Annotated in this window: 21 protein-coding genes; 16 read left to right on the forward strand and 5 right to left on the reverse strand. The window is 70.4% G+C overall.

Annotated features, from left to right (window positions below; genetic code table 11):
* Positions 1-7 precede the first annotated feature (7 nt).
* The 6 genes from NGH83_RS02560 to NGH83_RS02585 all read left to right on the forward strand — a co-directional run bounded on the left by NGH83_RS02560 (position 8) and on the right by NGH83_RS02585 (position 9,132).
* Positions 8-1,063 (forward strand): LacI family DNA-binding transcriptional regulator, encoded by a 1,056-nt coding sequence (locus tag NGH83_RS02560; protein WP_251857507.1) that lies wholly within the window; start codon positions 8-10, stop codon positions 1,061-1,063.
* A gap of 80 nt (positions 1,064-1,143) precedes the next feature.
* A complete protein-coding gene (locus NGH83_RS02565) occupies positions 1,144-2,616 on the forward strand; it encodes a cryptochrome/photolyase family protein (RefSeq protein ID WP_251857508.1) in 1,473 nt (490 codons plus the stop codon).
* A 125-nt stretch (positions 2,617-2,741) separates the two neighbouring features.
* Complete coding sequence (locus NGH83_RS02570; RefSeq protein WP_251857509.1) at positions 2,742-3,770, forward strand: ROK family protein; 1,029 nt, start codon at positions 2,742-2,744, stop codon at positions 3,768-3,770.
* Positions 3,763-4,368 (forward strand): SIS domain-containing protein, encoded by a 606-nt coding sequence (locus NGH83_RS02575; protein ID WP_251857510.1) that lies wholly within the window; start codon positions 3,763-3,765, stop codon positions 4,366-4,368. Before NGH83_RS02570 ends, NGH83_RS02575 begins: the two co-directional genes overlap by 8 nt.
* On the forward strand, positions 4,365-7,172 hold the full coding sequence (locus NGH83_RS02580) for an alpha-mannosidase (protein ID WP_251857511.1): 2,808 nt from the start codon (positions 4,365-4,367) through the stop codon (positions 7,170-7,172). Before NGH83_RS02575 ends, NGH83_RS02580 begins: the two co-directional genes overlap by 4 nt.
* Positions 7,173-7,311: 139 nt before the next feature.
* On the forward strand, positions 7,312-9,132 hold the full coding sequence (locus NGH83_RS02585) for a hypothetical protein (RefSeq protein ID WP_251857512.1): 1,821 nt from the start codon (positions 7,312-7,314) through the stop codon (positions 9,130-9,132).
* Positions 9,133-9,142: 10 nt separating this feature from the next.
* Here NGH83_RS02585 and NGH83_RS02590 read toward each other — a convergent pair whose 3' ends face one another.
* The 3 genes from NGH83_RS02590 to NGH83_RS02600 are packed head-to-tail and all read right to left on the reverse strand — an operon-like array spanning position 9,143 to position 10,142.
* A complete protein-coding gene (locus tag NGH83_RS02590; protein ID WP_251857513.1) occupies positions 9,143-9,388 on the reverse strand; it encodes a hypothetical protein in 246 nt (81 codons plus the stop codon).
* Positions 9,385-9,954 (reverse strand): hypothetical protein, encoded by a 570-nt coding sequence (locus NGH83_RS02595; protein WP_251857514.1) that lies wholly within the window; start codon positions 9,952-9,954, stop codon positions 9,385-9,387. Before NGH83_RS02595 ends, NGH83_RS02590 begins: the two co-directional genes overlap by 4 nt.
* Positions 9,954-10,142: a hypothetical protein gene (locus NGH83_RS02600; protein WP_251857515.1), complete on the reverse strand. Its 189-nt coding sequence runs from the start codon at positions 10,140-10,142 to the stop codon at positions 9,954-9,956. The genes NGH83_RS02595 and NGH83_RS02600 overlap by 1 nt, the downstream gene beginning before the upstream one ends.
* 143 nt (positions 10,143-10,285) lie before the next feature.
* Here NGH83_RS02600 and NGH83_RS02605 point away from each other — a divergent pair, with 143 nt between their 5' ends.
* Genes NGH83_RS02605 through NGH83_RS02615 form a run of 3 tightly spaced genes read left to right on the forward strand, consistent with a single transcriptional unit; the run spans position 10,286 to position 15,639 of the window.
* A complete protein-coding gene (locus NGH83_RS02605) occupies positions 10,286-10,870 on the forward strand; it encodes a TetR/AcrR family transcriptional regulator (RefSeq protein ID WP_251857516.1) in 585 nt (194 codons plus the stop codon).
* 27 nt (positions 10,871-10,897) lie between these two features.
* Complete coding sequence (locus NGH83_RS02610) at positions 10,898-13,771, forward strand: MMPL family transporter (RefSeq protein ID WP_251857517.1); 2,874 nt, start codon at positions 10,898-10,900, stop codon at positions 13,769-13,771.
* Positions 13,768-15,639, forward strand: coding sequence for a YhgE/Pip domain-containing protein (locus NGH83_RS02615; RefSeq protein ID WP_251857518.1), 1,872 nt, complete (start codon positions 13,768-13,770; stop codon positions 15,637-15,639). The genes NGH83_RS02610 and NGH83_RS02615 overlap by 4 nt, the downstream gene beginning before the upstream one ends.
* Before the next feature lie 58 nt (positions 15,640-15,697).
* Here NGH83_RS02615 and NGH83_RS02620 read toward each other — a convergent pair whose 3' ends face one another.
* On the reverse strand, positions 15,698-18,091 hold the full coding sequence (locus NGH83_RS02620) for an excinuclease ABC subunit UvrA (RefSeq protein ID WP_251857519.1): 2,394 nt from the start codon (positions 18,089-18,091) through the stop codon (positions 15,698-15,700).
* A gap of 90 nt (positions 18,092-18,181) precedes the next feature.
* The gene (locus tag NGH83_RS02625) at positions 18,182-19,009 is read right to left on the reverse strand and encodes a sugar phosphate isomerase/epimerase (RefSeq protein WP_251857520.1); all 828 of its coding nucleotides are present in this window, start codon (positions 19,007-19,009) and stop codon (positions 18,182-18,184) included.
* 64 nt (positions 19,010-19,073) lie between these two features.
* Here NGH83_RS02625 and NGH83_RS02630 point away from each other — a divergent pair, with 64 nt between their 5' ends.
* The 7 genes from NGH83_RS02630 to mnhG all read left to right on the forward strand — a co-directional run bounded on the left by NGH83_RS02630 (position 19,074) and on the right by mnhG (position 26,227).
* Complete coding sequence (locus NGH83_RS02630) at positions 19,074-19,856, forward strand: fructosamine kinase family protein (protein WP_251857521.1); 783 nt, start codon at positions 19,074-19,076, stop codon at positions 19,854-19,856.
* Positions 19,857-19,969: 113 nt separating this feature from the next.
* Positions 19,970-22,924: a Na+/H+ antiporter subunit A gene (locus NGH83_RS02635; protein WP_251857522.1), complete on the forward strand. Its 2,955-nt coding sequence runs from the start codon at positions 19,970-19,972 to the stop codon at positions 22,922-22,924.
* Positions 22,921-23,424, forward strand: a complete 504-nt coding sequence (locus NGH83_RS02640) for a Na(+)/H(+) antiporter subunit C (protein ID WP_251857523.1) — start codon at positions 22,921-22,923, stop codon at positions 23,422-23,424. The genes NGH83_RS02635 and NGH83_RS02640 overlap by 4 nt, the downstream gene beginning before the upstream one ends.
* Positions 23,421-24,983, forward strand: coding sequence for a Na+/H+ antiporter subunit D (locus tag NGH83_RS02645; protein WP_251857524.1), 1,563 nt, complete (start codon positions 23,421-23,423; stop codon positions 24,981-24,983). Before NGH83_RS02640 ends, NGH83_RS02645 begins: the two co-directional genes overlap by 4 nt.
* Positions 24,980-25,561 (forward strand): Na+/H+ antiporter subunit E, encoded by a 582-nt coding sequence (locus NGH83_RS02650; RefSeq protein ID WP_251857525.1) that lies wholly within the window; start codon positions 24,980-24,982, stop codon positions 25,559-25,561. Before NGH83_RS02645 ends, NGH83_RS02650 begins: the two co-directional genes overlap by 4 nt.
* Positions 25,558-25,860, forward strand: coding sequence for a monovalent cation/H+ antiporter complex subunit F (locus NGH83_RS02655; protein WP_251857526.1), 303 nt, complete (start codon positions 25,558-25,560; stop codon positions 25,858-25,860). The genes NGH83_RS02650 and NGH83_RS02655 overlap by 4 nt, the downstream gene beginning before the upstream one ends.
* Entirely contained in the window at positions 25,850-26,227 is a 378-nt protein-coding gene (gene mnhG / locus NGH83_RS02660; RefSeq protein ID WP_251857527.1) for a monovalent cation/H(+) antiporter subunit G, read from the forward strand. Before NGH83_RS02655 ends, mnhG begins: the two co-directional genes overlap by 11 nt.
* Positions 26,228-26,240: the final 13 nt, after the last annotated feature.

Below are 26,240 nucleotides of genomic sequence, written 5' to 3' on the forward strand. Positions count from 1 at the left end.
GGGCACCATGCGAGAAGGCGGCGAGTTCCTGCCGGGCGGGCGTCGCGCGACCATCAAAGAGGTCGCCGAGGCCGCGGGTGTCTCACGATCGACGGCCTCGCGGGCGCTGACGGGCAACGGGTACGTCGCCGAAGCCGTCAAGCTGCGGGTGCGCCAGGCGGCGAGCGACTTGGGTTATGTCGTCGACGCAATGGCTCGCAGTCTCAAGCAGCAGTCGACGCGGTCCATCGGGGTGCTCGTCTCCGATCTGCGCAACGAGTTCTACGCGAACCTCGCGGCGGGTGCCAGCCGTCAGGCCACTCGGCTCGGCTACACGATGATGCTCATCGACCACCAGGGCATCCCCGAGGACGAGCTGGCGGCGGCCGAGGCGCTCGTCGCGCTGCGCGTCGCGGGAGTGGTGGCGACCCCGGTGTCGGCGGATGCGACCGAATTCCTGCTGCGGCAGCGCATCCCCGTCGTCGAGGTCGACCGCCGGTTCTCCGACGGCGCCTGCGACGCCGTTGTGATCGACAACCGCAGCGCCGCCCGGTCGATGACGAAGCAGCTGATCGAACAGGGCCACCGTCGCATCGCGCTCCTCATCGACGAGGAGGACTGGACGACCGGACGCGAGCGCCGCGAGGGCTACGCCGACGCGCTCGAAGCGGCCGGCATCGCGCAGGACCGGAAGCTCGTCGTGCCGACCGGGTGGGACGTCGCCGACGCCCTCGAGGTCGCGCGCGAACTGCTCGCCTCGTCCGAGCGGCCCACGGCGGTGTTCGCGGCGAACAACGTGCTCGCCGAGGGTGTCTGGCGTGCCGCGTCGTCGCTCGGGATGCGCATCCCCGACGACCTCAGCCTCGTCGCCTTCGACGACGTTCCCTGGATGAGCATGGTGACTCCCGGCGTCACCGCCGTCGACCAGGACGCCGCGGCGATGGGACGCACGGCCGTGCAGACGCTGCTCGACCGCATCGCCGATCCCGCCGGCGGAACGAAGACGGTCGTCCTCTCGGCGTCGATCAACCAGCGCGGCTCCACGGCGACTCCCGCGGAGGTCGCGGCTCCTCTCGCCGACTGAGTCCTCGCGCGGCCGGAGTCCGCGGCAGTCGCGCCGGATCGTCCAGACAGCGCGGACCTTCTGCCCGTATCCTCGCGCGAGTGGCGACCCCTCGAACGCGCTGGCTCTTCGCCGGTCAGCTCGGACCGCTCTTCGACGACGGCGGGCCCATCCTTCTCGTCGAGGCCCGATCGGTGTTCGCGCGTCGGCCGATGCACCGCGCGAAGGCGCACCTCATCCTGTCGGCGATGCGGCATCGGGTGCGCGAGCTCGGCGACCGGGTCGAGTATCGCCAGGTCGACCGGTTCGACGAGGTCGTCGACGGCCGCGACGATCTCGAGGTGATCGATCCGACATCATGGGCGGCCCGCCGCTTCGTGCGCGAGCGCGGGATGCGGGTGCTGCCGAGCCGGGGCTTCATCACGAGCGAGGCCGACTTCCGCGACTGGGCCGACTCGCGCGGCGGCAAGCGGCTGCTGATGGAGGACTTCTACCGCACGGTCCGCGAGCGCACGGGGTTGCTCATGGAGGGCGCTGCTCCGGTCGGCGGACAGTGGAACTACGACCACGACAACCGCGAGCCGCCGCCGAAGGGCGCTGCGCGACTCGGGCTGCCCGACCCGTGGTGGCCGGTCGAGGACGACATCGACGAGCAGGCACGGGCCGACCTCGACCGGTGGGAGCGCGACGGGCTGATCACCCTCGTGGGCGACGACGGTCCGCGCCGGTTCGCTGCGACGGCCGACGAGGCGAGGCGCGCCCTCGACGACTTCGTCGAGTCGCGCTTGATGGACTTCGGGCCGTTCGAGGACGCGACGCTGTCGGGCGACTGGACGATGGCGCACTCGCTGCTCAGCGCTCCGATGAACCTCGGCCTGCTCGACCCCAGGATCGTCGTCGACGAGGCGGTCGCGGCCTACGACCGCGGAGATGCACCCTTGAGCAGCGTCGAAGGCTTCGTCCGCCAGATCGCGGGCTGGCGCGACTACATGTGGCACCTCTACTGGTACCTCGGCGAGTCGTACCCGACCGATCACAACGCGCTCGAGGCGACCGAGCCGCTGCCCGAGGCGTTCGTGCAGCTCGACCCCGACCGCATCGAGGCCAACTGCCTGAGCGAGACCGTCGACGGGCTGCGCAGGCACGGCTGGGCGCACCACATCCAGCGCCTGATGGTGCTCGGCAACTGGTCGCTGCAGCGCGGCTACGACCCGCTCGAGCTCAACCACTGGTTCACGGGCATGTTCGTGGACGGCACCCCATGGGTGATGCCCGCCAACGTGATCGGCATGTCGCAGCACGCCGACGGGGGCATCGTCGCGACGAAGCCGTACGCCGCGGGCGGCGCCTACATCAATCGCATGTCGGACTACTGCGGCGGCTGCCGGTTCGACCCGAAGGTCCGCCTGGGCGAGAACGCCTGCCCGTTCACGGCCGGCTACTGGGCCTTCCTCGACCGCAACCAGCAGAGGCTGGCCGGCAACAGCAGGATGCGTCGCCCGCTCGCCGGACTGCGGGGCCTTTCCGACCTCGAGGTCGTCGTCGACCAGGAGCGTCGGCGGGACACGTGGTGACGGCCTCGCGGATTGGGGCGCTCGGAGCGGACAGGGGTGTTTGACCAGCGGCACAGCACCCGCTTATGCTTTGTGGGATCGATTCCACAGATCGATCTCCCGCCAGTAGTAATTCGGAGGACTGCATGGAAGCAGTGAGTCGAGCAGTCCTCGGTCTCGACATCGGTGGCACGAAACTCGCCGTCGGAGTCGTCTCTCCCGATGGTGGGGTCGCAGGGTTCCTCGTCGAGCCGACGCGCAAGCACGAGGGCTACCGCACCGTCATCCGCCGCCTCTTCGAGATGGGGCAGCGCTCCATCGAGATCGCGCGCTCCGAGGGCGTGCTCGGTGCGGGCGAGGCCCCCGCGGTCGTCGGCATCTCCTGCGGCGGCCCGCTCGACGCCGCCCGCGGTGTGCTCACCGGTCCGCTGCACCTGCCCGACTGGATCGACGTCCCCATCGTGGCCATGGCGGAGGAGACGTTCGGGGTTCCCGCCGCCCTCGAGAACGACGCTACCGCGGCGGCGTACGGCGAATACTGCTTCGGCGCCGGACGCGGCACCTCGACGATGATCTACCTCACGGTGTCGACCGGGGTCGGCGGAGGGTCGGTCATCAACGGCCGCCTGCACCGCGGCGCCGCCGGCAACGGCGGAGAGTTCGGTCACATCCAGGTTCGACCCGGCGGTCGACCGGGATACGGCAAGCGTGCCGGCACCCTCGAGGCGTACGCCTCGGGCACCGCGATCGCCCAGCGCGCCGCCGAGGCCGTCGCCGCGCTGTCGGAGGTCGGCGGAACGAGCGCTCTCAGCGCGCTCACCGTCGTCCGCGCCGAAGACGTCACCAAGGCCGCCCGTGAGGGCGACCCGCTCGCGAAGTCCATCTGGGACGAGACGACGGAGCTGCTCGCGGCGGCCATCACCGACCTCGTCAACATCCTCGAACCCGACCTCGTCGTGCTCGGCGGCGGCGTGACCCGCGCCGGAGACATGCTGCTCGATCCCGTCCGCGCCGGTGTGCTCGCCGACGCGATGCCGCCGGCGGCCGCCGCCGTGCGCATCGAGCTCGCCCAGCTCGGCGACACGGTCGGCGTCGTCGGCGCCGGCGCAATCGCCCTCGACCACCAGAGCCGAATCGGCTTCCGCCCTCCCACTCCCTTGGATGCGCATGTCTGACTTCACGACCGCCGACTGGATCGACGAGCAGCTGAGCGATCACGTCGCCACCGCTCGGGCGCTCGAGGCCCTGCTGCCCACCGTGCGCGAGGTCGCCGCCCGCATGATCCGCTCCTATGAGGAGGGCGGCATCCTTTACACCTTCGGCAACGGCGGCAGCGCGGCCGACGCCCAGCATTTCTCCGGCGAGCTGATCGGCCACTACAAGCACGACCGTCGACCGCTGCCCGCCGTCACCCTCACCACCGACGCCACCGTGATGACGTGCATCGCGAACGACTACTCGTTCGACGACGCCTTCTCGCGGCAGATCCAGGCGCTCGCGAAGCCGGCCGACGTCGTGGTCGCCTTCACCACGAGCGGCAAGTCACCCAACGTCGTGAAAGGACTCGCGGCCGCCCGTGCGAACGGAGCGACGACCGTGCTGTTCGCCGGCGGCGACGGCGGCCCCGCGAAGGAGCACGCCGACTACAGCCTGCTCGTGCCCTCGACCACGACCCCCCGCATCCAGGAGCTGCACACCTTCATGCTGCACGTCATCAGCGAGACCCTCGACGAATGGGCCCTCGCCACCGAGGCGGCCGGGTCCGTCCGATGAGCGCCCCCTCCGGCGCCCGCCCCCACGGCGGCGCCCCCCTCAGCAGCGCCGACGCCGCGACCGCCGGCCGCGTGCCGGCGACCGTCGGCGGTCGCGCCCCGATCGCGAACGCTCCAGCGGGTCCGCAGCCGCGCGACATGAAGCCCGAGCCGCGGCCGCACGCGACCCCCGATCGCACCCTCTTCATGATCGGCAACGCGCACCTCGACGCGGTGTGGCTGTGGCCGTGGCAGGAGGGCTACCAGGAGGCGCGCGCCACCTTCAAGTCCGCCCTCGACCGCATGGACGAGTACCCCGACTTCGTCTTCACCTGCGACCAGATCGTGCTGCTCAGCTGGGTCGAGGAGCAGGACCCCGAGCTGTTCGCGAAGATCCAGCAGCGGGTCGCCGAGGGGCGCTGGGTGAACACCGGCGGCTGGTGGGTCGAGCCCGACTGCAACACCCCGATGGGTGAGTCGTTCGCGCGCCAAGGGCTCTACGGGCAGCGATTCCTCGACTCCCGATTCGGCATGCCCGCGACGGTCGGACAGAACGCCGACCCGTTCGGACACAACGCGATGATCCCGCAGATCCTGCGCCTGCAGGGCATGGACAGCTACATGTTCCTGCGCCCCGGACCGCACGAGAGCGACTTCGCCGACACCATGTTCTGGTGGCAGGCGCCCGACGGCTCACGGGTGCTCGCCTACCGCATCCCGTTCGAATACTGCAGCCCGGCCGGCAGCGTCGACGGGCAGACCGACAAGTCGCTCGGCGCCCTCGACAAGACCCTCGGCGATCTGATGGTGTTCTACGGCGTCGGCAACCACGGTGGAGGGCCGACGAAGGCCAACATCGAATCGATCTACCGCTACGACCGCATGGGGTCATTCGGGAGGATGCAGATGGCGTCGCCGCGCCGCTACTTCGACGAGGTGCTCGCCCGGGGCGACTCGTTCCTCGACTCGCTGAACGTCCGTACCGACGACCTGCAGCACCACGCTCCCGGCTGCTACTCGGCGCACTCCGGCATCAAGCTGTGGCAGCGCCGAGCGCAGCACGCGGTGCTCACCGCCGAGCGCTGGGCCGCCGTCGCCGCCCTGGAGTTCGGAGTGCCGTACCCACGTGCCGACCTCGAGCGGGCGTGGAAGCAGATCCTGTTCAACCAGTTCCACGACATCCTCCCCGGCTCGGCTATCGAGACCGCCTACGACGACGCGCGCGATCAGCTCGGCGAGGCCGTGGCCATCGCGAAGCGCATCACGACGCTCGCGCACAACACGATCGCCCGCCGGATCGACATCCCGTTCGACGAGGCGTCGCAGCCGGTGGTCGTCTTCAATCCGCATCCCTGGCCGGTGTCGGTCGAGGTCGACATGCAGTACGGCGGCAAGCCGACCGGCGCGCACGTCGTCGACGACCGCGGCGAGCTCGTGCTCTCACAGCTCACCCAATCGGTCGCCACCACCGACGACAAGACCCGTGGCGCGATCACCTTCCGCGCCGAGGTGCCGGCGCTCGGCTACCGGCTCTACCGCATCATGCCGCACGCGAAGTCGCCCGAGACCTCGCTGCAGGTGAGCGACACGGTCATCGAGAACGACCTGGTGCGCATCGAGATCGACCCCGAGACCGGCTGGCTCTCCTCGTATCTCGACAAGCGCACCGGCGTCGACGTGCTCGCGGGCACCGACCCGTCGACGCACACGCAGGTCTGCGAGGACCCGACCGACACGTGGGGTCACCGCGTCGTCTCGTACGCGTGGCCCGGTGAGGCCATGACGCTCGACGCGATCATCGTGCGCGAACGCGGTCCGCTGCGCTCGCGCGTGCGGATCGAGCGCTCGTGGGGCAGGTCGACCTTCGTCGAGGAGCTGGTCCTCGCGGCGGACAGCGCCATCCTGCAGGTCAACACGGTGCTCGATTGGCGCGAGCCCGCCCACCTGATGAAGCTGCGCTTCCCGGTCGGCATCGAGGACCCCGAGGCGACCTACGAGATCCCCTACGGCACGCTGCAGCGACCCGTCGACGGCGCCGAGGAGCCCGCGCAGGCGTGGGTGCACCTCGGTGGAACCGGTGCCGACGGGAAGAGCGCCGGCCTCACCGTCGTCACCTCGGGCAAGCACGGCTTCGACGTGTCGCCCGCGACCGACGAGGGCACTCCGAGCATCGGCGTCACCGCGGTTCGCAGCCCCGTCTACTCGTGGCACGACCCCCGCCTGCTGTCCGAGGAGAGCATCTACAGCTTCCAGGACCAGGGCGTGCAGCGCTTCAGCTACCGGATGATCGTCGGCAGCGACTGGCGGGCCGCGTCGCCCAGCCGGGTCGCCGCCGAGCTCGGCCAGCCGGTGCGCGCCATGCTCGAGTCGTTCCACGACGGCGAACTGCCCTCGCAGCAGTCCTTCGTCTCCGACAGCCTCGGCCAGGTGCAGATCACCGCGGTCAAGGGCAGCGAGGACGCGGTCGAGGGCTCCGGTGGCGCCGATCTGATCGTGCGCGCGGTCGAGACCATGGGGCGGCCTGCGGTCGCGACCTTCGACCTGCCGATCGTCGGCCGCACCCTGTCGCTCGAATTCGGGGCGAACCAGATCCGCACTCTCCGCATCCCCGCCGACCCGTCGGCCGAGATCGTCGAGGTGAACCTCGTGGAGTGGCCGCTGACCGACGGCAGCGCCGAAGTGTTGCGAGGCGAACCAGACGTGTCGGGCGACCCGCTGGCGACACCGGAGATCCCGGGCGGCGAGGTGCCGACGGGTGAGTCGCTGACCCCAGCGGAACGTGCCGAAACGGGCCCCGACGACGACATCCGCGTCTCCGGCCAGTGACGCCGCCCGCCGTGCCTGAGCAAATGCAGGAGATTTTCACGAGATGAGCCCGATAAGCCCCGAAAACGAGGCTCGGGAGTCAAAATCTCCTGCATTTGGTCAGAGACACGTGCGAGTAGTGGCGGTTGATGATGCCGGGGTGCGGGAAGCGAGCGATTTCCGCGTCGAGTTCCGGACGTCCGCCTGGGATGACGGACTCGGCACCGAAGTGATCGCGAGTGCCACCTACCTCGGCGGTGAGCCGCTGGACGCCGCCCTCCGGTTCGAACTCGATGTCGTCGACTCCGACGAGCCCTGGTGGCTGATCCCCGGCGCGTTCTACGGCGAGAACCGGCCGGCCGCGAACGACCGGGTGTTCCCGCGTTTCGAGGTCGGCGCCGACTCGGCCGAGCAGCACGCGGCGATGGTGTCGTCGTGGTGGCAGTTCCGCTCGGACCGGGCGGCCACCCCCGCGGTCTTCGCCTGGGCGGGCGAGGGACGCGGCGGCGCCGCCATCGCGACCGCCGAGTCGAGCCCCGTCGGGCTCACCGGCGTCGGGCTCGCTCACCACGACGGCGTCGCGACGGTCAGCGTCACCTTCCCGTTCCGCGAAGGACCCGTCAGTTACTACGGCGACGGCGACCCCCGCCCGGTCGAGACCGCGCACCACCTCTGGCAGCCGGGCGAACAGGTCGAACTCCGATTCACGACGCATGAGCTGAGCGCCGACCGACACGACTACGCGCCGGTGCTCCGGGTGCTGCACGAGCGATCCGCCGAGACCGCCCCACTGCGCCCCTGGGTCGAGATCGACGAGGCCGCCGACCTCGCCGCCGAGGGGCTGCTGAACTGGCACTTCGACCCCGACCCCGGCGTCCTGCTCGAGACCGTCGGCTTCGACCGCGAGGTCACCGGACGCGACGGCACGAGCGTCGACCGGCAGGCGATGCACGTCGGCTGGGTCAGCGGCATCCCCTGGGCGCACGCGCTGCTCGCCCACGGCCACCGGGTCGGCGACGACGCCGAGACGCGGGCGGCGCGCACCGTCATCGACTTCATCGCCGACAACCTCTCGCCCTCCGGCACCTTCTGGGGCGTCTGGTACCGCGAGCACGGCTGGTCGCAGAGCTGGACGAGCGTTCCGGGTGGCCTGCATTCGCGCACCCTCGCCGAGGCGACCCTGTTCCTCGTCCGCGCCGCCGCGCTCGAGCCCGACCAGGCGAACTGGTCGCGGGCCATCCGCTCCAACCTCGACACGGTCGTGGCGCGCCAACGCGACGACGGCAACCTCGGCTCCATCCACGACGCGGTGACCGGCGAGGTCCGCTCGTGGAACGGCGCCTCCGGGCTCACCTGGATCGCCGCCCTCGTCGAGGCCGGCGGTGACCGCTACCTCGACGCGGCCCGCCGCGCGGGGGAGTACTACGCCCGCTTCGTCGACGACGAGTACCTCTGCGGCGCCCCCGAGGACGTTGACCTCGCGCCCACCTCCGAAGACGGCTACTCGGCGGTCATCGCCTACATGGCCCTGCACCGGGCCACCCGCGAGAGCCGCTGGCTCGAGCTCGCCCGCCGGGCCGCCGACTGGATGCTGACCTTCCGGTACAGCTACGACGTCAGCTTCCCCGAGCACACCCTGCTCGGCCGCTACGACTTCGGCACCCGCGGCGGCGACCAGGCGTCGTCATCGAATCAGCACCTGCACGCCTACGGGCTGGTCTGCACCGCGGAGATGCTCGAACTCGCCCGCGAGACCGGTGACGACCACTACCGAATGCGCGCCGACGAGACGCTGGCCTGTTTCCGTCAGTTCGTCGCCCGCGAGGACGGCGACTTCAACGCCTACCGCGGCATGGTGTCCGAGCGGTTCTACCAGACCTCGTGCTTCCAACCGAAGGGCATGCTGCTCACCCTGTCGCACGCGTGGAGCGTCGGCGTGCTGCTGCTCGGCTGCGAGCAGAGCATCGCCGTGCGCGGGTAGCAGCCGGCGATCAGACGATGTGAGCGCGGCGGAAGTTCCCGCCGGTCGCCGCGTGCGGGTGCTGCGGCAGCACGGGCGACAGCCCGTCCGACGACCCGTAGCGCAGGCCGACCCAGCGCGGGTTCGCGCTCGTCTTCCTGCGCTGCGCGTTGAGGTAGCGCATCATCAGCACCTGCTGGACGGCGGTCGCGGCGACGGTGAAGACGGTGACGAGGGCAACCGTGCTTCCGAGTCCGCTTCTTCTCTTGCGCATCATGTCTCCTCGGGTCGGCGACGGGGTGTCCGCTTCACGCCGGGCTTCGCCGGGGGAGCGGTGGGCGAGGTGGGGAGCGGGACGGTGGGGTCTGTGGGAGGGGTCGACGCGGGGAGCTGCTGCGTCGGCGCTGTCGGCTCGGGCGCGGTGGGCGCTCCGGACGGGCGCGGTGCGGGATCCGGAGCCGATGGTTCCGGGGCCGAGGACCGAGGCGTCGAGAGCCCGGCGGCCGGAGCGGCTGCGGAGCCCGAGGGTGCTGCGGTCGACGGTGCTGCGGTCAACGCCGCCTCGGATGGTGTCGACGCGGATGGCGCTGCGGCCGACCGAGTGGCCGAGCTCGGCGCTGCCCCTGGCGTCGGCGGCTGCGGCGCTGCGCCGTGCGGGCGCCCGTGGCCCTTCGGGTCGTGCGCCTTCACGTAGAGCGAGGCCGCCTTCGTCGCGACCAGCAGGAAGCGGACGAGGAGCACGATGAGCCCGACGACGACCGCGAAGACGAGCAGCGAGAATCCGACGTAGAGGATGTGGAAGACGCTGAAGCCGAAGGGGGCGCCACCCGGCCCGAAGTCCATCAGTCTTCCGATGCCTGCTCGAACGACTCCGCGCGCACGGTGCCGACGGCGACCGCGAGGGTGAGCAGCGACGCGACCACGCTGAGGTAGAAGCGCCAGTCCTTCGGGCCGGCCTGGCCGGTCCGGATCGTCGAGATCGAGCTCACGACGGCGCTGATGATCGAGCCGTTCAGAAGATATTTCCGCACGGGGCGACGCTATCGAGAAGTGCGGAGCAGTGCCCGGGAGAACCGCTTCTCCCAGGTGGGAACTCACCGTGAATGTTGGAATGCGCTGAGAGGCTGACCGATCGGACAGATTACTGACCGATCGGACAGTACACTCGCCTCTCGTGGCCAACACCTCCGCCGACGACCTGCTGCGCACCGCGCGGGAACTCTTCGCCGTCGACGGCTACCAGGCGACCTCGATCGGACACATCGCCGAGGCGGCGGGGCTGTCGAAGTCCGCCGTGCTCTACCACTACGCCTCGAAGGAGGCGCTGCTCGACGCGGTCCTCGCTCCCGCCGAGGCCGGGCTCGCCGCGGTACTGCACCGCTTCCCCCAGGCCTCCGACGGCAACAGGGCAGAATTCGTGGAGCCGTTCGTCGACTTCCTGCTCGCGCACCGCCTGGAGGCGAGCATCTTCATCAACCAGGGCCAGTCGCTGCACGGTATCCCGGTCATCGACCGCGCCAATCAGCTCGTCCAGCAGCTCGCGCATGCCGTGTCCTCCGAGTTCGGCAGCATCGCCGACCGCGTGCGATTCGGTGTCGCGCTCGGCGGCGCCGCCTACATCCTCGCCGCCCAGGAGAACTGGGCCGACCCCGACGACGAACCCGAACGCGACGACGAGGTCAGGGCCGCCCTCGTCGACGTGGTGGCGACCCTGCTCACCACGACCTCCACCGGCATCGCCGCCACGCGCGGCGACTGACGAGAAGACCCGACAGGAAAGCACCCCATGGCGACCCTCCTCTACCGCCTCGGCCGTTGGGCCTACTCGCGTCCCTGGCGCGTGATCGTCTCGTGGCTCCTGCTCGTCGGCCTCGCCGGCGGTCTCGCGGTCGGGCTCGGCGGCACGATGAAGAACTCGTTCCGCATCCCCGGCACCGAGTCGCAGGAAGCGCTCGACAAGCTCGCCGCCGTGTTCCCGCAGACCGCCGGCGCCACCGTGACAGTCGTCTTCCAAGCGCCCGACGGCGACTCGGTCGAGGACGAGCCCTACAAGGGAGCCATCGAGACGTCGGTCGACGAGCTCGCCGACATCGACGGGGTCGAGTCGGCGGTGTCGCCGTTCTCCGAATACGCGGTGCAGGCGATCTCCGAGAGCGAGCGGGTCGCGCTCGTGCAGGTCACGCTCACCGAACAACAGGACCTCGTCACCGACGCCACCGTCGACGACATCCTCGCGACCGCCTCCACGGGCGAGGACGCGGGTCTCAACGTGCAGTTCACCGGCGGCGTCTTCCAGGAGAACTCGTTCGGCGTGAGCCCCACCGAGGGGCTCGGCGTGCTGTTCGCCGCCGCCGTGCTCGTCGTCGCGTTCGGCTCGTTCCTCGCCGCCGGCATGCCGCTCGTCGTCGCGCTCGTCAGCGTCGCGATCGCGATGGCAGGCCTGCTCGCTGCGGCCGCCTTCACTCCCGTCTCGTCGACCGCCCCCGTGCTCGGCCTGATGATCGGCCTCGCGGTCGGCATCGACTACTCGCTCTTCATCATCTCGCGGCACCGCAACCAGTTGGCGACCGGGATGGATCCACGCGAATCGGCGGGAGTATCCGTCGCCACCGCCGGAAGTGCCGTCGTCTTCGCCGGCATCACGGTGATCATCGCGCTGCTCGGACTGCTCGTCGTCGGCATCCCGTTCCTCTCGGTGATGGGCGTCGGCGCCGCCGGCGCGGTACTCGTCGCCGTGCTCGCCTCAGTGACCCTCCTGCCCGCGCTGCTCGGCCTCGCCGGCGCGCGGCTCGTGCCGAAGGCCGGCTCCCGCGCGCACCGGCGGGCGCTCGCGGCGCTGCCCGACGCCACCTCGTCGAAGCCGTCCTTCGGGCTGCGCTGGGTGCGGGGCGTCCTCAAGGCGCCCATCCCGATCGCGCTCGGTCTCATCGCGCTGCTCGGCGCCATGCTGATCCCTGCGCTCCAGCTGCAGCTGAGCCTGCCGGACGCGGGCTCAGAACCCCGCGACACCTCGACGCGTCAGGCGTACGACATCATCGCCGACGAGTTCGGCGCGGGGCGCAACGGGCCGCTCGTCGTGCTCGTCGACATCACGCAGACCACCGACGTGCTCGACGACCTCAAGGCGATCGGCGACGAGATCGCCGAGCTCGACGACGTCGCCCGCGTCGGCTCGGGCATCCCGAACGCGACCCTCGACACGGCGATCATCCAGGTCATCCCCGAGAGCGCCCCCGATTCGCCCGAGACCGCGGAACTGGTGTCGAACATCCGCGCCCTCGAGCCGCGGATCGCCGACGAGTACGACACCCCGATCCAGGTCACCGGGGCCACCGCCGTGTACTCCGACATCTCGTCCACCCTCATGGCGGCCCTGCTCCCGTTCGGGGCCATCGTCGTCGGGCTCTCGATCATCCTGCTGATGATGGTGTTCCGGTCGCTGTTCGTGCCGATCACGGCCGCCCTCGGCTTCCTGCTCTCGGTCATCGCCGCGTTCGGCAGCGTCGTCGCCGTCTTCCAGCTCGGCTACGGCGTCGACCTGCTGCACGTCGAGGCGGGGCCGATCCTCAGCTTCCTGCCCATCATCCTCATCGCCGTGCTCTTCGGCCTCGCGATGGACTATCAGGTCTTCCTCGTCAGCGGCATGCGCGAGGAGTTCGTGCGCACCGGCGACGCCAAACGCTCGGTGACGACCGGCTTCGCGCACGCGGCCCGCGTGGTCACCGCGGCGGCGCTCATCATGTTCTTCGTCTTCTTCTCGTTCGTGCCCGAGGGCATGGCGATGATCAAGCCGATCGCCCTCGGCCTCGCCGTCGGCATCCTCGTCGACGCGTTCCTGATCCGGATGACGCTCATCCCCGCCCTGATGTCGATCGGCGGCAGAGCGGCCTGGTACCTGCCGAAGTGGCTCGACCGCATCCTGCCCGACATCGACATCGAGGGCACCGCGCTCGAAGGCCACCGTGAGGGGATGCGCTGGGTCGACTCCCTCGACGGGAACGCGCAGATCACGGCGGAGGACCTCGTCGTCGCGGGCACCGACTCGCCGCTCGACTTCACTGCCGAGACCGGATCGATCGTGCTGCTCGACGGGGCCGCGGAGGTGCGGCGCGCTGCGCTCGCCACCCTGGCGGGACGCGTGAGCCCTCGGGCCGGTCGGGCGCAGGTCGCCCGACGCCCGCTGCCGAGCGACGCGGCCGCCGTCGCCCGGCACGTCGCCGTCGTCGATGCGGGGAACGCCGACGACCTCGGCGCGACCGTGCATGAACTGATCGCCGAGCGCGTCGCGCTGAGCCACCCCTGGTACGCGATTGGACGTCGCCGCAGCGCCGAGAGGGCCGTGCTCGACCGCGCCGCCCGCGCCCTGCACTCCGAAGGGCTGCCGCGCATCGACGGGCAGGAACGGCTCGACGAGCTGCCGCGCGACTCGCGCATCGCGTTCGCGGCCGCCATGGGAGCCGCCGAAGCGACACCCGTCGTCGTGATCGATCTCGGCGAGTGGAGCGGTGAGGCCCTCCAGCGCGGGCTGCGCCTGCTCGACGCGGCGCTCCCCACCACGACCACGATCGTCGTCGCCATCTCGGCGCCGGTGATCGCCCAACTCGGCTCCGCACGCCCCGTCGTCGTCGCCAGCCTCGACCGGAAGGCGGTGCTCGTATGAGCGCATCCGTCGCGGCGAACCGCCGCAGAGTCTCTCGGCGGCCGCTGGCCGTCGCCGCCCTCGTGCTCGTGCCGCTCGCCGTCGTCGGCCTCCTCGCGGGGGCTCTCTCCGCGGTCGGCAGCGAGGACGGGCGGATCCCCGCCGCCATCGTCAACCAGGACGAGATGGTGCAGCAGACCGGCGCCGACGGCAGCACCACGCCGATCGTCGCCGGACGGCTGCTCGTCACCGCGCTCACCGGCGGAGACGCCGGCGACGGCGCCGCGGCGACCGCGTTCGACTGGACCATCACGGGCGAGGACGAGGCGCGCGAGGCCCTCGCCGACGGGTCCGTGTACGCGGTCATCACCATCCCCGAAGACTTCTCGAAGTCGGTGGTCTCGCTCGGCGGCGACAACCCGGTGCAGGCGAACCTCTCGCTCGTCACCGACGACGCCCACGGGTATGTCACCGGACCGCTCGCCGACGCGCTCGGCGATGGGCTCGCGGCCATCTTCGGCACCGAACTGTCGAAGCAGTACATCGCGGGCCTCGTCGGCGGCACCGGCTCGATCGGCGGACAACTGACGCAGGCCGCCGACGGCGCCCGGCAGCTGCAGAGCGGAGGTCAGGCCCTCGCGAGCGGGCTCACGGAAGCGGCGACCCAGTCCGGCACCGCCGCGAGCGGGGCCGCGCAGGCGGTGAGCGGGCTCGAAACCTACACCGACGGCGTCGCGTCGCTCAGCGCCGGGCTCGGTCAGGCGAGCAGTCAGTCGGCGGGACTCCAGCAGCTGCCCGCCGGTGTGAGCCAGTACACCGGTGCGGTCGGCACCGTGTCGCAGAGTCTGAAGGACGCCGTCGCCGCCTACAACGCGGGGCTGCTCCCCGCCGAGCAGTTGGCCGCGGCGGTCGGACAGGCCGCCGGTGGCCTCGACACCCTCAACGCCCAGGCCGCGCCGGGACTGCAGCAGGGCGCCCAGGGCGCGGCCGCGCTGCAGAGCGGGGTCGCCCAATCCGCGAGCGGCGCGCAGCAGCTCGCCGCGAACGGTCCCGCGCTCGTCTCGGGCTTCGATCAGATCGCGACCGGCATCGGGCAGCTCTCGACGGGCATCGGCCAGTCGGCGACGGGCGCCTCCCAGCTGGCGGACGGGGCGGGAACGCTCGCCGACGGCCTGCAGGGCGGAGCGGATCAGGTTCCCGGATACTCCGAGGACGAGGTCGACCAGATCGCCTCCGTCGCAGCCGACCCCGTCAGCCTGACCACCGCACGGGAGAACGAGGTGTCGAGCATCCCGCAGATCGTCTCGACCCTGCTCGTTCCCGCCGGCCTCTGGATCGGCGCGCTCGCCGTATTCCTCGTGCTCGGCGCCCCGACGCGTCGCACCCTCGTGACCGCCGCCTCCACCGGGAGGATCGCGTTCCGCACCATCGGTCGGGCTGCCGCACTCGGCGCCGTGCAGGCGGTGCTCCTCGTCGTGCTCCTGCACACGGCCCTCGGCGTTGCGTGGGGTGCGATCGGTGCGACGCTGCCGTTCGCGCTACTCGTCGCCGTCGCGTTCGCCGCCATCCACGCGATGCTGACGACGGTCTTCGGACGCGGCGGGCTGGTCGTCTCGCTCGTCGTGCTCGCGCTGCAGCTGATCTCGACGGGCGGGCTCTACCCGATCGAGCTGATCTCGGAGCCGTTCCGCGCGCTGAGCCCGCTGCTGCCGCTCACCGGCGCGGTCGACGGAATGCAGGCGATCATCACCGGATCGGGCCCCGCGGGCGTCGTCAGCGGCGTCGTCTCGCTGCTCCTGTGGGCGCTGATCAGCGCGATCGTGACGCTCATCGCTCTCGCCCGCCGCCGCTCGGCCCGCGCACTGGGCCTGGTCGCCGCTCCCGCCTGACCTCGACTCGCCCACTTCACCCCGTGTTATCTCCGGAGTACGGGGTGAAGTGGGCGAGTCAGGCGCCGACGTATCTCGCCAGGTGCTCGCCCGTCAGGGTCTTCCGGTCGGCGACCAGGTCGGCGGGGGTGCCCTCGAAGACGACCGTGCCGCCGTCGTGGCCCGCGCCGGGACCGAGGTCGATGATCCAGTCGGCGTGCGCCATCACGGCCTGGTGGTGCTCGATCACGATGACCGAGCGGCCCGAGTCGACCAGCCGATCGAGCAGCCCGAGCAGCTGCTCGACGTCGGCGAGGTGCAGACCGGTCGTCGGCTCGTCGAGCACGTAGATGCTGCCCTTCTCGCCCATGTGCGTCGCGAGCTTCAGCCGCTGGCGCTCGCCGCCCGACAGTGTCGTGAGCGGCTGACCGAGCTTCAGGTAGCCGAGTCCGACATCGACGAGGCGGTCGAGCACCGCGTGCGCCGCAGGAGTCTTCGCATCGCCGGACTCGAAGAAGGCCTCGGCCTCGGCGACCGACATCGCGAGCACCTCGCTGATGTCCTTGCCGCCGAGCGTGTACTCGAGCACCGACGCCTGGAACCGCTTGCCCTGGCACACCTCGCAGATCGTCGAGACGCTCGCCATCGGCCCGAGGTCGGTGAAGATGACGCCGTTGCCGTTGCACACCGGGCAGGCGCCCTCGGAGTTCGAGCTGAACAGCGCGGGCTTCACCCCGTTCGCCTTCGCGAACGCCTTGCGGATCGGCTCGAGCAGGCCGGTGTAGGTGGCCGGGTTGCTGCGTCGCGATCCGCGGATGGCGGTCTGATCGATGGACACGACGTCGTCGCGGCTCGCAACCGATCCGTGGATCAGCGAGCTCTTGCCGGAACCCGCGACGCCGGTGACAACCACGAGGGCGCCGAGCGGCACGTCGACGTCGACGTCCCTCAGGTTGTTCGACGACGCCCCGCGGATCTCGAGCGCTCCGGAGGGGGTCCGCACCGACTCCTTCAGCGTCGCCCGGTCGTCGAGGTGACGCCCGGTGAGGGTGCCGCTCGCGCGCAGCCCCTCCACGGTGCCCTCGAACATGACCTCGCCGCCCTCGGTGCCGGCGCGCGGCCCGAGGTCGACGACGTGGTCGGCGATGGCGATCGCCTCGGGCTTGTGCTCGACGACGAGCACGGTGTTGCCCTTGTCGCGCAGCTGCAGCAGCAGCGTGTTCATCCTTTGGATGTCGTGCGGGTGCAGTCCGACGGTCGGCTCGTCGAAGACGTAGGTGACGTCGGTGAGGGAGGATCCGAGGTGGCGGATCATCTTGGTGCGCTGCGCCTCGCCGCCCGACAGGGTGCCGGCCGGCCGGTCGAGCGACAGGTAGCCGAGCCCGATCTCGGTGAACGAGTCGAGGGTGTGCCGCAGGTTCGCCAGCAGGGGAGCGACGCTCGGCTCGTCGAGGTCGCGCACCCAGTCGGCGAGGTCGCTGATCTGCATCGCGCAGGCGTCGGCGATGCTCAGCCCCTTGATCTTCGACGACCGGGCGCCCTCGTTGAGTCGGGTCCCCTTGCATTCCGGGCACGGCTGGAAGGTCGCGACGCGCTCGACGAAGGCGCGCACGTGCGGCTGCAGCGCGTCGATGTCCTTCGACAGGATCGACTTCTGCACCTTGTTCACCAGGCCCTCGTAGGTGAGGTTCATTCCCTCGAACTTGATCTTGCGCTGCTCCCCGTAGAGCAGCTCGTGCCGCTGCTTCTCGGTGAACGACGAGATCGGGATGTCGGTGGGCACGACGGCGGCGTAGATGCGCACCATCCAGCCGTCGGCGGTGTACCCGGGGACCTTCACAGCGCCCTCGGCGAGCGACTTCGACTCGTCGACGAGCTCGGCGAGGTTGAGATCGGAGACCGAGCCCATTCCCTCGCAGCGGGGGCACATGCCGCCGGTGATCTGGAAGTCCCGGCGTTCCTTGGTCTTCACCCCGGCCTTCTCGAACGTGACGGCACCGGCGCCCGAGATGGAGGCGACGTTGAACGAGAACGCCTGAGGCGAGCCGACATAGGGCTGGCCGAGGCGGCTGAACAGGATGCGCAGCATCGCGTTCGCATCCGTGGCGGTGCCGACCGTCGAGCGGACGTTCGCGCCCATCCGTTCCTGATCGACGATGATCGCGGTGGTGAGGCCCTCGAGCACGTCGACCTCGGGCCGGTCGAGGGTCGGCATGAAGCCCTGCACGAACGCGCTGTAGGTCTCGTTGATGAGGCGCTGCGACTCGGCGGCGATGGTGCCGAACACCAGGGAGCTCTTGCCCGAACCGGACACTCCGGTGAACACGGTGAGACGCCGCTTCGGCAGCTCGACGCTGATGTCCTTCAGGTTGTTCTCGCGCGCACCCTGGACGCGGATCACGTCGTGAGCGGTGCTCGACGGCGCGCTCGAGGTCGTGGTCCGCGGATCGGCACTCGTCGTGTCGGTGCTCATCGTCTCTCCTCGCATCGGGCGGCGCCGTGCCACCGGCACCGCGTCGTGTCCGCTCGATCTAACCAGCAGAAGCGGACACTGCGGGAGGGGTCAGCGAGCGGTGCTCGAGGAGGGCACTGCTCGGGTCGCGGGCGCCGTGTGACGACGGGCGAATGCCAGGGTCTGCCGCAGCATGTCGAGGCGCGCCTCGCGGTCGCCCGCGCCGTGGGTGTTGACCTCGGCGACGATCGATCCCGACCAGCCGCCGTCGGTCAGAAGGCGCAGCGTCTCGGCAACGGGCTGACGTCCGGTCCCGGGTACGAGGTGTTCGTCGAAGATCCTGCCGTCGCCCGGCTGCGCGGCGCCGTCGCAGAGATGGACGTGACGCAGGCGGCTGCCCAGTTCCCGCGCCATCTCGAGCGAGTCGCGTCCCGACAGGGCGGCGTGCGAGAAGTCGAGCGTGACCGCGTCGCAGTCGAAGGTCGTCGGATCCCACCCCGGCGCGTACACCTTCACCTCGCGCTCGCGCACCTGCCAGGTGAACATGTTCTCGACCGCGATCTCGACCCCACTGGCCTTCGAGATCGTCGCGACCGCGTCGAGGAAGGTCCGTCCGTACTTCGGCTGCCAACGGAACGGCGGATGCACGACCACGGTGCTCGCCCCGACCGCGGCGGCGAGCTCGGCCGAGCGCTCGAGCTTGCGCCGCGGATCGGTGCCCCAGACGAGCTGCGTGAGCAGCAGCACGGGGGCGTGCACCGAGAGGATCGGCATGCCGTATTCGTGCGACAGCGCGAGCAGGCGCTCGGCATCACGGGTCACGGGATCCTGGGTGATCATCACCTCGACCCCGTCGAACCCGGCCTGCTTGGCCATCCCGAAGGCGGTCGCGATGCTCTCGGGGAAAACGCAACTGGTGCTCATTCCGACCTTGATCACGTCTCCAGAATGTACGCCGCGCAGGGAAACGCGCGGTCACCGACGTGCTCCCTAACATGAACAGGTGGAGATCGAGCGGCGAACGATTCGCAAGGAGCGCGCCAACGCGCCGGCCTCGTTCTTCGAGGCCGAGGCGGCGGGCCTCGAGTGGCTCGCCGAGGCGATGCCCGAGCGGGGCGCCGGTGTCGCGCAGGTCGTCGACTTCGGACCGGGCTTCATCGAGACCCTGCGGGTCGACGAGTCCCGTCCGGGCGCCCGCGCCGCCCGCGACTTCGGCGCCGCCCTGGCCCGCACGCACGACGCCGGAGCCGCGGGGTTCGGTGCGCCTCCCGATGGCTGGGGCGGGCCGTGCTTCATCGGCCGTCAGGGCCTCGCCGTCTCGACCGCCGTCCGGAGCTGGGGTGCGTTCTACGCGGCCGATCGGGTGCTGCCCTACCTCGAGAAGGCGGTCGCCCGTGGTCACGTCCGACCGGACGCGGCTGCGCTCGTCCGCGCCGCGTGCGACCGCATCGCAGGCGGCGACTTCGACGACGACGACGCTCCCGCCCGACTGCACGGCGACCTTTGGAACGGCAACGTGCTCTGGTCGCCCGCGGGCGTCGTATTGATCGACCCCGCGGCGCACGGCGGTCACCGCGAGACCGACCTCGCGATGCTCGACCTCTTCGGCTGCCCGTACCTCGATGACATCCTCACCGGCTACGACGAGGAGCATCCCTTGCGCGACGGGTGGCGGCAGCGCATCCCGCTGCACCAGCTGCACCCCCTCGCCGTCCACGCGGCGTCGCACGGGTCGGGTTACGAGGCGCCGCTCGTCGAGGCGGCACGCTCAGTGCTCACGCTCTGAGCGTAAACAGTCAGGTTCGCGCGCTCGTGCCGCCTAAAATAAGGAACGTCGGACTCGATCTTCATCGGTGACCGCACGCGACGACCATTGGCCGCCTGACGTACGGAGGAAACATGCTCTTCCTCCTCTGCGCGTTCGCCATCGCCGCCCTCGTCGTTCCCGCTCTCGTCCCGCGATTCGGCACCAAGGCGTTCGCCTTCGCGGCACTGCCCGCTCTCGCCGGGTTCGTGCACGCGTGCATCGCCGCTCCCGGAATCCTCGCCGGCACCCCGCTCGTCGAACGCACCGAATGGGTTCCGCAGCTGGGGCTCACCCTCGACCTGCGCATGGACCCCCTCGCGTGGCTGCTCGCGATGGTCGCCACCGGCGTCGGCGCGCTCGTGATGCTCTACTGCATCCGCTACTTCCGCAGCGACGAGCCGGGGCTCGGCCGGTTCGCGGGGATCCTCACCGCCTTCGCCGGGTCGATGTACGGCCTCGTCGTCGCCGACGACGTCTACCTGCTGTTCGTCTTCTGGGAGCTGACCACGGTCTTCTCCTACCTGCTGATCGGCCACAGCACCGGGCGTCGGGCGAGCCGTGCGGCGGCGCTGCAGGCGCTGCTCGTCACGACCCTCGGCGGGCTCTCGATGCTCGCCGGCCTGGTGCTGCTCTCGACCGAGGCCGGCACCTCGAACCTCGGCGAGCTGGTGGCCGCTGCCCCCACCGGGCCGGTCGTCACCGTCGCCGTGCTCCTCGTCCTGGTCGGGGCCGTCACGAAGTCGGCCATCTTCCCGTTCCACTTCTGGCTGCCGGGCGCCATGGCCGCGCCCACCCCGGTGAGCGCCTACCTGCACGCCGCCGCGATGGTGAAGGCGGGCCTCTACCTCATCGCGCGCCTCGCTCCCGGCTTCGCCGAGGTATCCGGGTGGCGCGAATCGCTCGTCGTCCTCGGCGTGCTCACCATGCTGCTCGGCGGCTGGCGTGCGATGCGCGAGACCGACCTGAAGCTGCTGCTCGCCTACGGCACGGTCGGCCAGCTCGGATTCCTCACCGTCGTGATCGGCTACGGCACCCGCGACACCCTCCTCGCGGGGCTCGCGCTGCTGCTCGGCCACGCCCTGTTCAAGTCGGCGCTGTTCCTCACCGTCGGCATCGTCGACCACCGGGCGGGCACCCGAGACCTGCGCCGACTCTCAGGCCTCGGCCGTCGAGCCCCCGTGCTCGCCGCCGTCGGCATCCTCGCCGCGGCGTCGATGGCGGGCGTTCCGCCTCTCCTCGGCTTCGTCGCCAAGGAGGCGGCCCTCACCAGCCTGCTCGAGGCGGCCGAATCCGGACAGCTGATCGGCTGGGTCGCGCTGGTCGGCGTCGCGGTCGGATCGGTGTTCACCGTCGCCTACGCCACCCGGTTCGTCTGGGGAGCGTTCTGGTCGAAGCCCGGCGTCGAACCGCTGCTCGGCAAGCGCGAACGCCGCAGCTTCGTGGCGTCGCCGGCGCTGCTCGCGCTCGCTGGCCTGGTCCTCGGCCCCGCCGCTTCCTTCGTCGACGCGACGATCGCGCCCGCCGCCGACGCGCTGCCCGCGGGGGAGCACGTCTACCATCTCGCGCTCTGGCACGGCCTCGAGCCGGCCCTCCTCATCTCGGCCGGAACCCTGGTGCTCGGTTTCACCCTGTTCTGGCTGCGCCGCCGCGCAGAGGCGGGCGAGGGATCCGAGCCGCGCCGCCGCACCATGGCCGCCGACGCGTACCGCGGGGTGCTGCAGTTCGTCGACCGCAGCGCGGCGCGCGTCACCGCGACCGTGCAGCGCGGGTCGCTGCCCTACTACCTCGCGATCATCCTCATCGTCCTGGTGATCAGCGCGGGCGCCGCGGTGGCCCGCGTGCCCGATTGGCCCACCGAAGCACGGCTCTGGGACAGCCCCTATCAGGTCGTCATCGGGGCGATCATGATCGTCGCCGCCGTCGCGACCACCGTGGCGAGCAAGCGTTTCCAGGCCGTCGTCCTGGTCGGCGTGACCGGACTCGGCATGGCCGTGCTGTTCACCCTGCACGGCGCACCCGACCTCGCCCTCACCCAGGTGCTCGTCGAACTCGTCACCCTCGTCGCCTTCGTGCTCGTGCTGCGGCGGCTGCCCGCACGGCTCGGCGAGCGCAACGGCAGCCGCTTCAAGTTCGGTCGGGCACTGCTCGGCGCGGCGGTCGGCATCCTCATGTCGGTCATCGCCGTGGTCGCCCTCGGCGCACGGACGGCGACCCCCATCTCCGAGATGTTCCCCGAGCTCGCCTACGAGGGCGGGCACGGCATGAACGTCGTCAACGTCGCCCTCGTCGACCTGCGCGGTTGGGACACGATGGGCGAGCTCAGCGTTCTCATCGCCGCCGCGACCGGTGTCGCGAGCCTCGTCTTCATCTCGAGCCGCAGCGACCGGATGCCCGACTTCGCGCGGCGTTCCGGTCGCGGCATCCGCGACCTCGAGACGGCCCGGAAGGATCGGGTCGACAGCGAGCGCGGCCCATGGCTGCTCGCGGGTCGCACCCTCGCGCCGCGCAACCGGTCGATCCTGCTCGAGGTCGTCGTGCGCCTCGTCTTCCACGCGCTGATCGTCGTGTCGCTCTACCTCCTGCTCGTCGGGCACAACGCGCCCGGCGGCGGCTTCGCGGGGGGCCTCGTCGTGGGCCTGGCGCTCGTCGCCCGCTACCTCGCGGCGGGCCGGTTCGAGTTGGCCGCCGCCGCTCCCGTGAACGCGGGCGCTCTGCTCGGCAGCGGCCTCGCCTTCGCGGTCGGCACGGCCTTCGTCCCGTTGTTCTTCGGCGCCGACGCGCTCACCTCGACCTGGTTCGAGCTCGACCTCGGCTGGTTCGGCGAGATCGTCTTCGTCACCTCCACCCTGTTCGACGTGGGCGTGTACCTCGTCGTCATCGGCCTGGTCCTCGACATCCTGCGCAGCCTCGGCGGCGAGGTCGACCGCCAGCAGGAGGAAGAGGACGACGAGGCCGCCGGCGGACTCGCCACCATCGAGCCGGACGAGGCCGACAGCACCGACAGCACTGACAGCAACAGCGAGACAACGGGGGAGGCCGTCCGATGACCGTGTCCCTCGCCCTGCTCATCACCATGGCCGTGCTCTACGCGTGCGGCGTCTACCTGCTGCTCGAGAAGAGCATGACCCGCGTCATCCTCGGCTTCCTGCTGATCGGCAACGCGACCAACATCCTGCTGCTCATCGTCTCCGGCCCGTCGGGCACCGCCCCGATCGTCGACGGCGAGACCGACCCGGCGACCTTCGCCGATCCGCTGCCGCAGGCGCTGATCCTCACGGCCATCGTCATCACCTTCGCGGTGTCCGCGTTCCTCATGGCGCTCGTCTACCGATCGTGGCGGCTCGCGAAGGAGGACGCGCTCACCGTCGATCCCGACGACGTCGCCCTGCGCACCCGCCTCGCGCAGGAACCCGAGATGCCCGACGCGGACGAGGACGACACCGAGTTCGGGGTCCGGGCCGATGCGGCCGTGGCGGGCGCGACCGACCTCGACGTGAGGCCGCGCGCGATGGAAGACGAAGCGAACGAGGAGGGGAAGCGATCATGATCAGCCTCGTTCCGCTCCCCGTACTGCTGCCCCTGCTCGGTGCGGCGTTCGCCCTGCTCACCTACCGCAAGCCTCGCCTGCAGCGGCTCGTCACGGTCGGCGTGCTCGCGACCGTGCTGGTGGTCGGCGTCATCCTCGCCGTCGTCGTCGACCGAGACGGCCCGCTCGTGATGAACGTCGGCGGGTGGCCCGCGCCGTTCGGCATCACCCTCGTCGTCGACCGGCTGTCGGCGCTCATGGTCTCGGTCTCGGCGGCAGTGCTGCTCGCCGTCCTCATCTTCGCGGTCGGGCAGGGTCTCGCCGACGAGGACGAGGGCGACAACACCCCCGTCTCGATCTACTACCCGGCCTACCTCGTGCTCGGTGCCGGAGTGTTCAACGCGTTCATCGCCGGCGACCTGTTCAACCTCTACGTCGGCTTCGAGATCCTGCTCGTCGCGAGCTACGTGCTGCTGACCCTCGGCGGCACCGAGCCGCGCATCCGCGCCGGCACCACCTACATCGTGGTCAGCCTGATGTCGTCGCTGCTGTTCCTCGCCGCGATCTCGATGCTCTACGCCGCCACCGGTACGGTCAACATCGCGCAGCTGTCCGAGCGCATCGCCGATCTTCCGGGCGAACTGCAGACGCTGCTGCACGTGCTGCTGCTGCTCGCCTTCGGCATCAAGGCGGCCGTGTTCCCGCTGTCGTTCTGGCTGCCGGATTCCTATCCGACGGCGCCCGCGCCGGTCACCGCGGTGTTCGCGGGTCTGCTCACCAAGGTGGGCGTCTATGCGATCATCCGCACCGAGACGATCCTCTTCCCGACCCCCGAGCTGAACGACGTGCTGCTCATCGTCGCCCTGCTCACGATGGTGGTCGGCATCCTCGGTGCGATAGCGCAAGCCGACATCAAGCGGATGCTCTCGTTCACCCTCGTCAGCCACATCGGCTACATGGTGCTCGGGGTGGGGTTGGGCACCGCGGCGGGAGTGGCGGCGGCGATCTTCTACACGATCCATCACATCGTCGTGCAGACCACGCTGTTCCTCGCGACGGGACTCATCGAGCGCAAGGGCGGCACGACCAACGTCGGCGACCTCGCCGGGCTGCTCAAGGCGTCGCCCGTCATCGGCGTGCTGTTCTTCATCCCCGCGCTCAACCTGGGCGGCATCCCGCCGTTCTCGGGGTTCATCGGCAAGCTCGGACTGCTCGAGGCGTCGGCCGAGGTCGCGACACCGCTGGCGTACACGTTGATGGGCGTCGCCGTCCTCGTCTCGCTGCTCACGCTGTACCCGCTCGCCCGCACCTGGAACCTCGCGTTCTGGCGGGGCCGCGACGAGGTCGAGGGCTACGAGTCGTACCTGACCGAGTCGCTGCACGGCGACCCGTACGCGTCGACGACCACCCGCACCCGCCCGGTGCCGGCGCTCATGGTGGCGGCGACGGCCGGCATGGTGGCGCTCGGCGTCGCCCTGACCGTGCTGGCCGGCCCGCTCTACGACCTCGCCTCCCGTGCGGGCGCCGACCTGCAGGGAACCGAGAGATACGTGTCGAGCGTGCTGGGGGAGGAGCGATGACCGCGGAAGAGCTGCACCCGTCGCGTCGGATCAGTCTGCGCAAGACGCTGATCCAGCAGGCGCCGCTGCTGGTCGTGCTCGTGCTGCTGTGGCTGTTCCTCTGGGGCTCGTTCACCCCGATCGACATCATCATGGGCATCGTCGTCGCGATCGCGGTGACGCAGATCTTCGAACTGCCTCCCGTGCAGCTGTCCGGCCGATTCAACCCGTGGTGGCTGCTCGTCTTCCTCGTCGACTTCGCCCGTCAGGTGATCGCCGGGTCCTTCCAGGTCGCGGGTCTCGCACTGCACTTCGGCAAAGTCGTGAAGTCGTCCGTCATCGAGGTGAAGCTGACCACGAAGTCCGACTTCGTCATGACGCTCACGGCGATCGCGATCTCCCTCGTGCCCGGATCGCTGATCCTCGAGGTCGACCGCACGGGGTCGACCCTGTTCCTCCACGTGCTCAACGCCGAAACCGCCGAGGCGATCGAGAAGGTCCGCCGACGGGTGCTGGTCACCGAACGTGCTCTGCTGCGCGCTCTCGGGTCGCGCGACGAGCTCACCGCCTCCGATGAGCGATGCAGGAGCGACTCATGAGCATCCTGACCCTGCTGCACGTCCTCGCCGGCGTCCTCCTCTCCGCCGCGGCGCTGCTCGTGCTGTACCGCATCGTGCGCGGCCCGACGATCCTCGACCGGATGATCGCCTCCGACGTGATGCTGACGACCCTCATCCTGGTGCTCGGCACCGAGATGGCGTTGAACGGGCACACCCGCACCCTGCCGGTCGTCCTGGTGCTCGCGGGAACCGCGGTGTTCGGGTCGATCGCCGTCGCACGGTACGTGTCGAAGCACGATAAGGCGCACGATCAGCACGAGGTGCACCATGGCTCCTGAGATCGACGTGATCGACATCGTCGCCGCCCTACTGCTGGTGCTCGGCGCGGCCCTCTCCGTCGCCGCCGGTGTCGGACTCATCCGTTTCCCCGACGCGCTCAGCCGGATGCACGCGGCGACGAAGCCGCAGATCCTCGGGTTGATCAGCGTGCTCGCGGCCGTCGCGCTCGAGGCGGGCAACTGGGCGACGCTCCTCGTGATCGCACCGACCATCCTGCTGCAGCTGCTCGTCAGCCCCATGTCGGCGCACATGATCGGCCGCGCCGGCTACCGCACGGGCAACTACCGCCGCGACCTCATCGTGCACGACGAGCTGGTCGACGACGTCGAACGCGCGAGCGAGGAGGACGCGGCACCGCGCTCCTGATCGACGACTGATC

The sequence above is a fragment of the Herbiconiux sp. L3-i23 genome (assembly GCF_023734115.1).
In the GTDB taxonomy this organism is placed as follows: Bacteria; Actinomycetota; Actinomycetes; order Actinomycetales; family Microbacteriaceae; genus Naasia.

Coding starts and splice junctions, on each gene's coding strand:
- NGH83_RS02560 (WP_251857507.1), top strand. CDS start 8: ATGCGAGAAGGCGGCGAGTTCCTGCCGGGCGGGCGTCGCGCGACCATC.
- NGH83_RS02570 (WP_251857509.1), top strand. CDS start 2,742: ATGGAAGCAGTGAGTCGAGCAGTCCTCGGTCTCGACATCGGTGGCACG.
- NGH83_RS02575 (WP_251857510.1), top strand. CDS start 3,763: ATGTCTGACTTCACGACCGCCGACTGGATCGACGAGCAGCTGAGCGAT.
- NGH83_RS02580 (WP_251857511.1), top strand. CDS start 4,365: ATGAGCGCCCCCTCCGGCGCCCGCCCCCACGGCGGCGCCCCCCTCAGC.
- NGH83_RS02590 (WP_251857513.1), bottom strand. CDS start 9,388: ATGATGCGCAAGAGAAGAAGCGGACTCGGAAGCACGGTTGCCCTCGTC.
- NGH83_RS02595 (WP_251857514.1), bottom strand. CDS start 9,954: ATGGACTTCGGGCCGGGTGGCGCCCCCTTCGGCTTCAGCGTCTTCCAC.
- NGH83_RS02610 (WP_251857517.1), top strand. CDS start 10,898: ATGGCGACCCTCCTCTACCGCCTCGGCCGTTGGGCCTACTCGCGTCCC.
- NGH83_RS02615 (WP_251857518.1), top strand. CDS start 13,768: ATGAGCGCATCCGTCGCGGCGAACCGCCGCAGAGTCTCTCGGCGGCCG.
- NGH83_RS02620 (WP_251857519.1), bottom strand. CDS start 18,091: ATGAGCACCGACACGACGAGTGCCGATCCGCGGACCACGACCTCGAGC.
- NGH83_RS02635 (WP_251857522.1), top strand. CDS start 19,970: ATGCTCTTCCTCCTCTGCGCGTTCGCCATCGCCGCCCTCGTCGTTCCC.
- NGH83_RS02640 (WP_251857523.1), top strand. CDS start 22,921: ATGACCGTGTCCCTCGCCCTGCTCATCACCATGGCCGTGCTCTACGCG.
- NGH83_RS02645 (WP_251857524.1), top strand. CDS start 23,421: ATGATCAGCCTCGTTCCGCTCCCCGTACTGCTGCCCCTGCTCGGTGCG.
- NGH83_RS02650 (WP_251857525.1), top strand. CDS start 24,980: ATGACCGCGGAAGAGCTGCACCCGTCGCGTCGGATCAGTCTGCGCAAG.
- NGH83_RS02655 (WP_251857526.1), top strand. CDS start 25,558: ATGAGCATCCTGACCCTGCTGCACGTCCTCGCCGGCGTCCTCCTCTCC.
- mnhG (WP_251857527.1), top strand. CDS start 25,850: ATGGCTCCTGAGATCGACGTGATCGACATCGTCGCCGCCCTACTGCTG.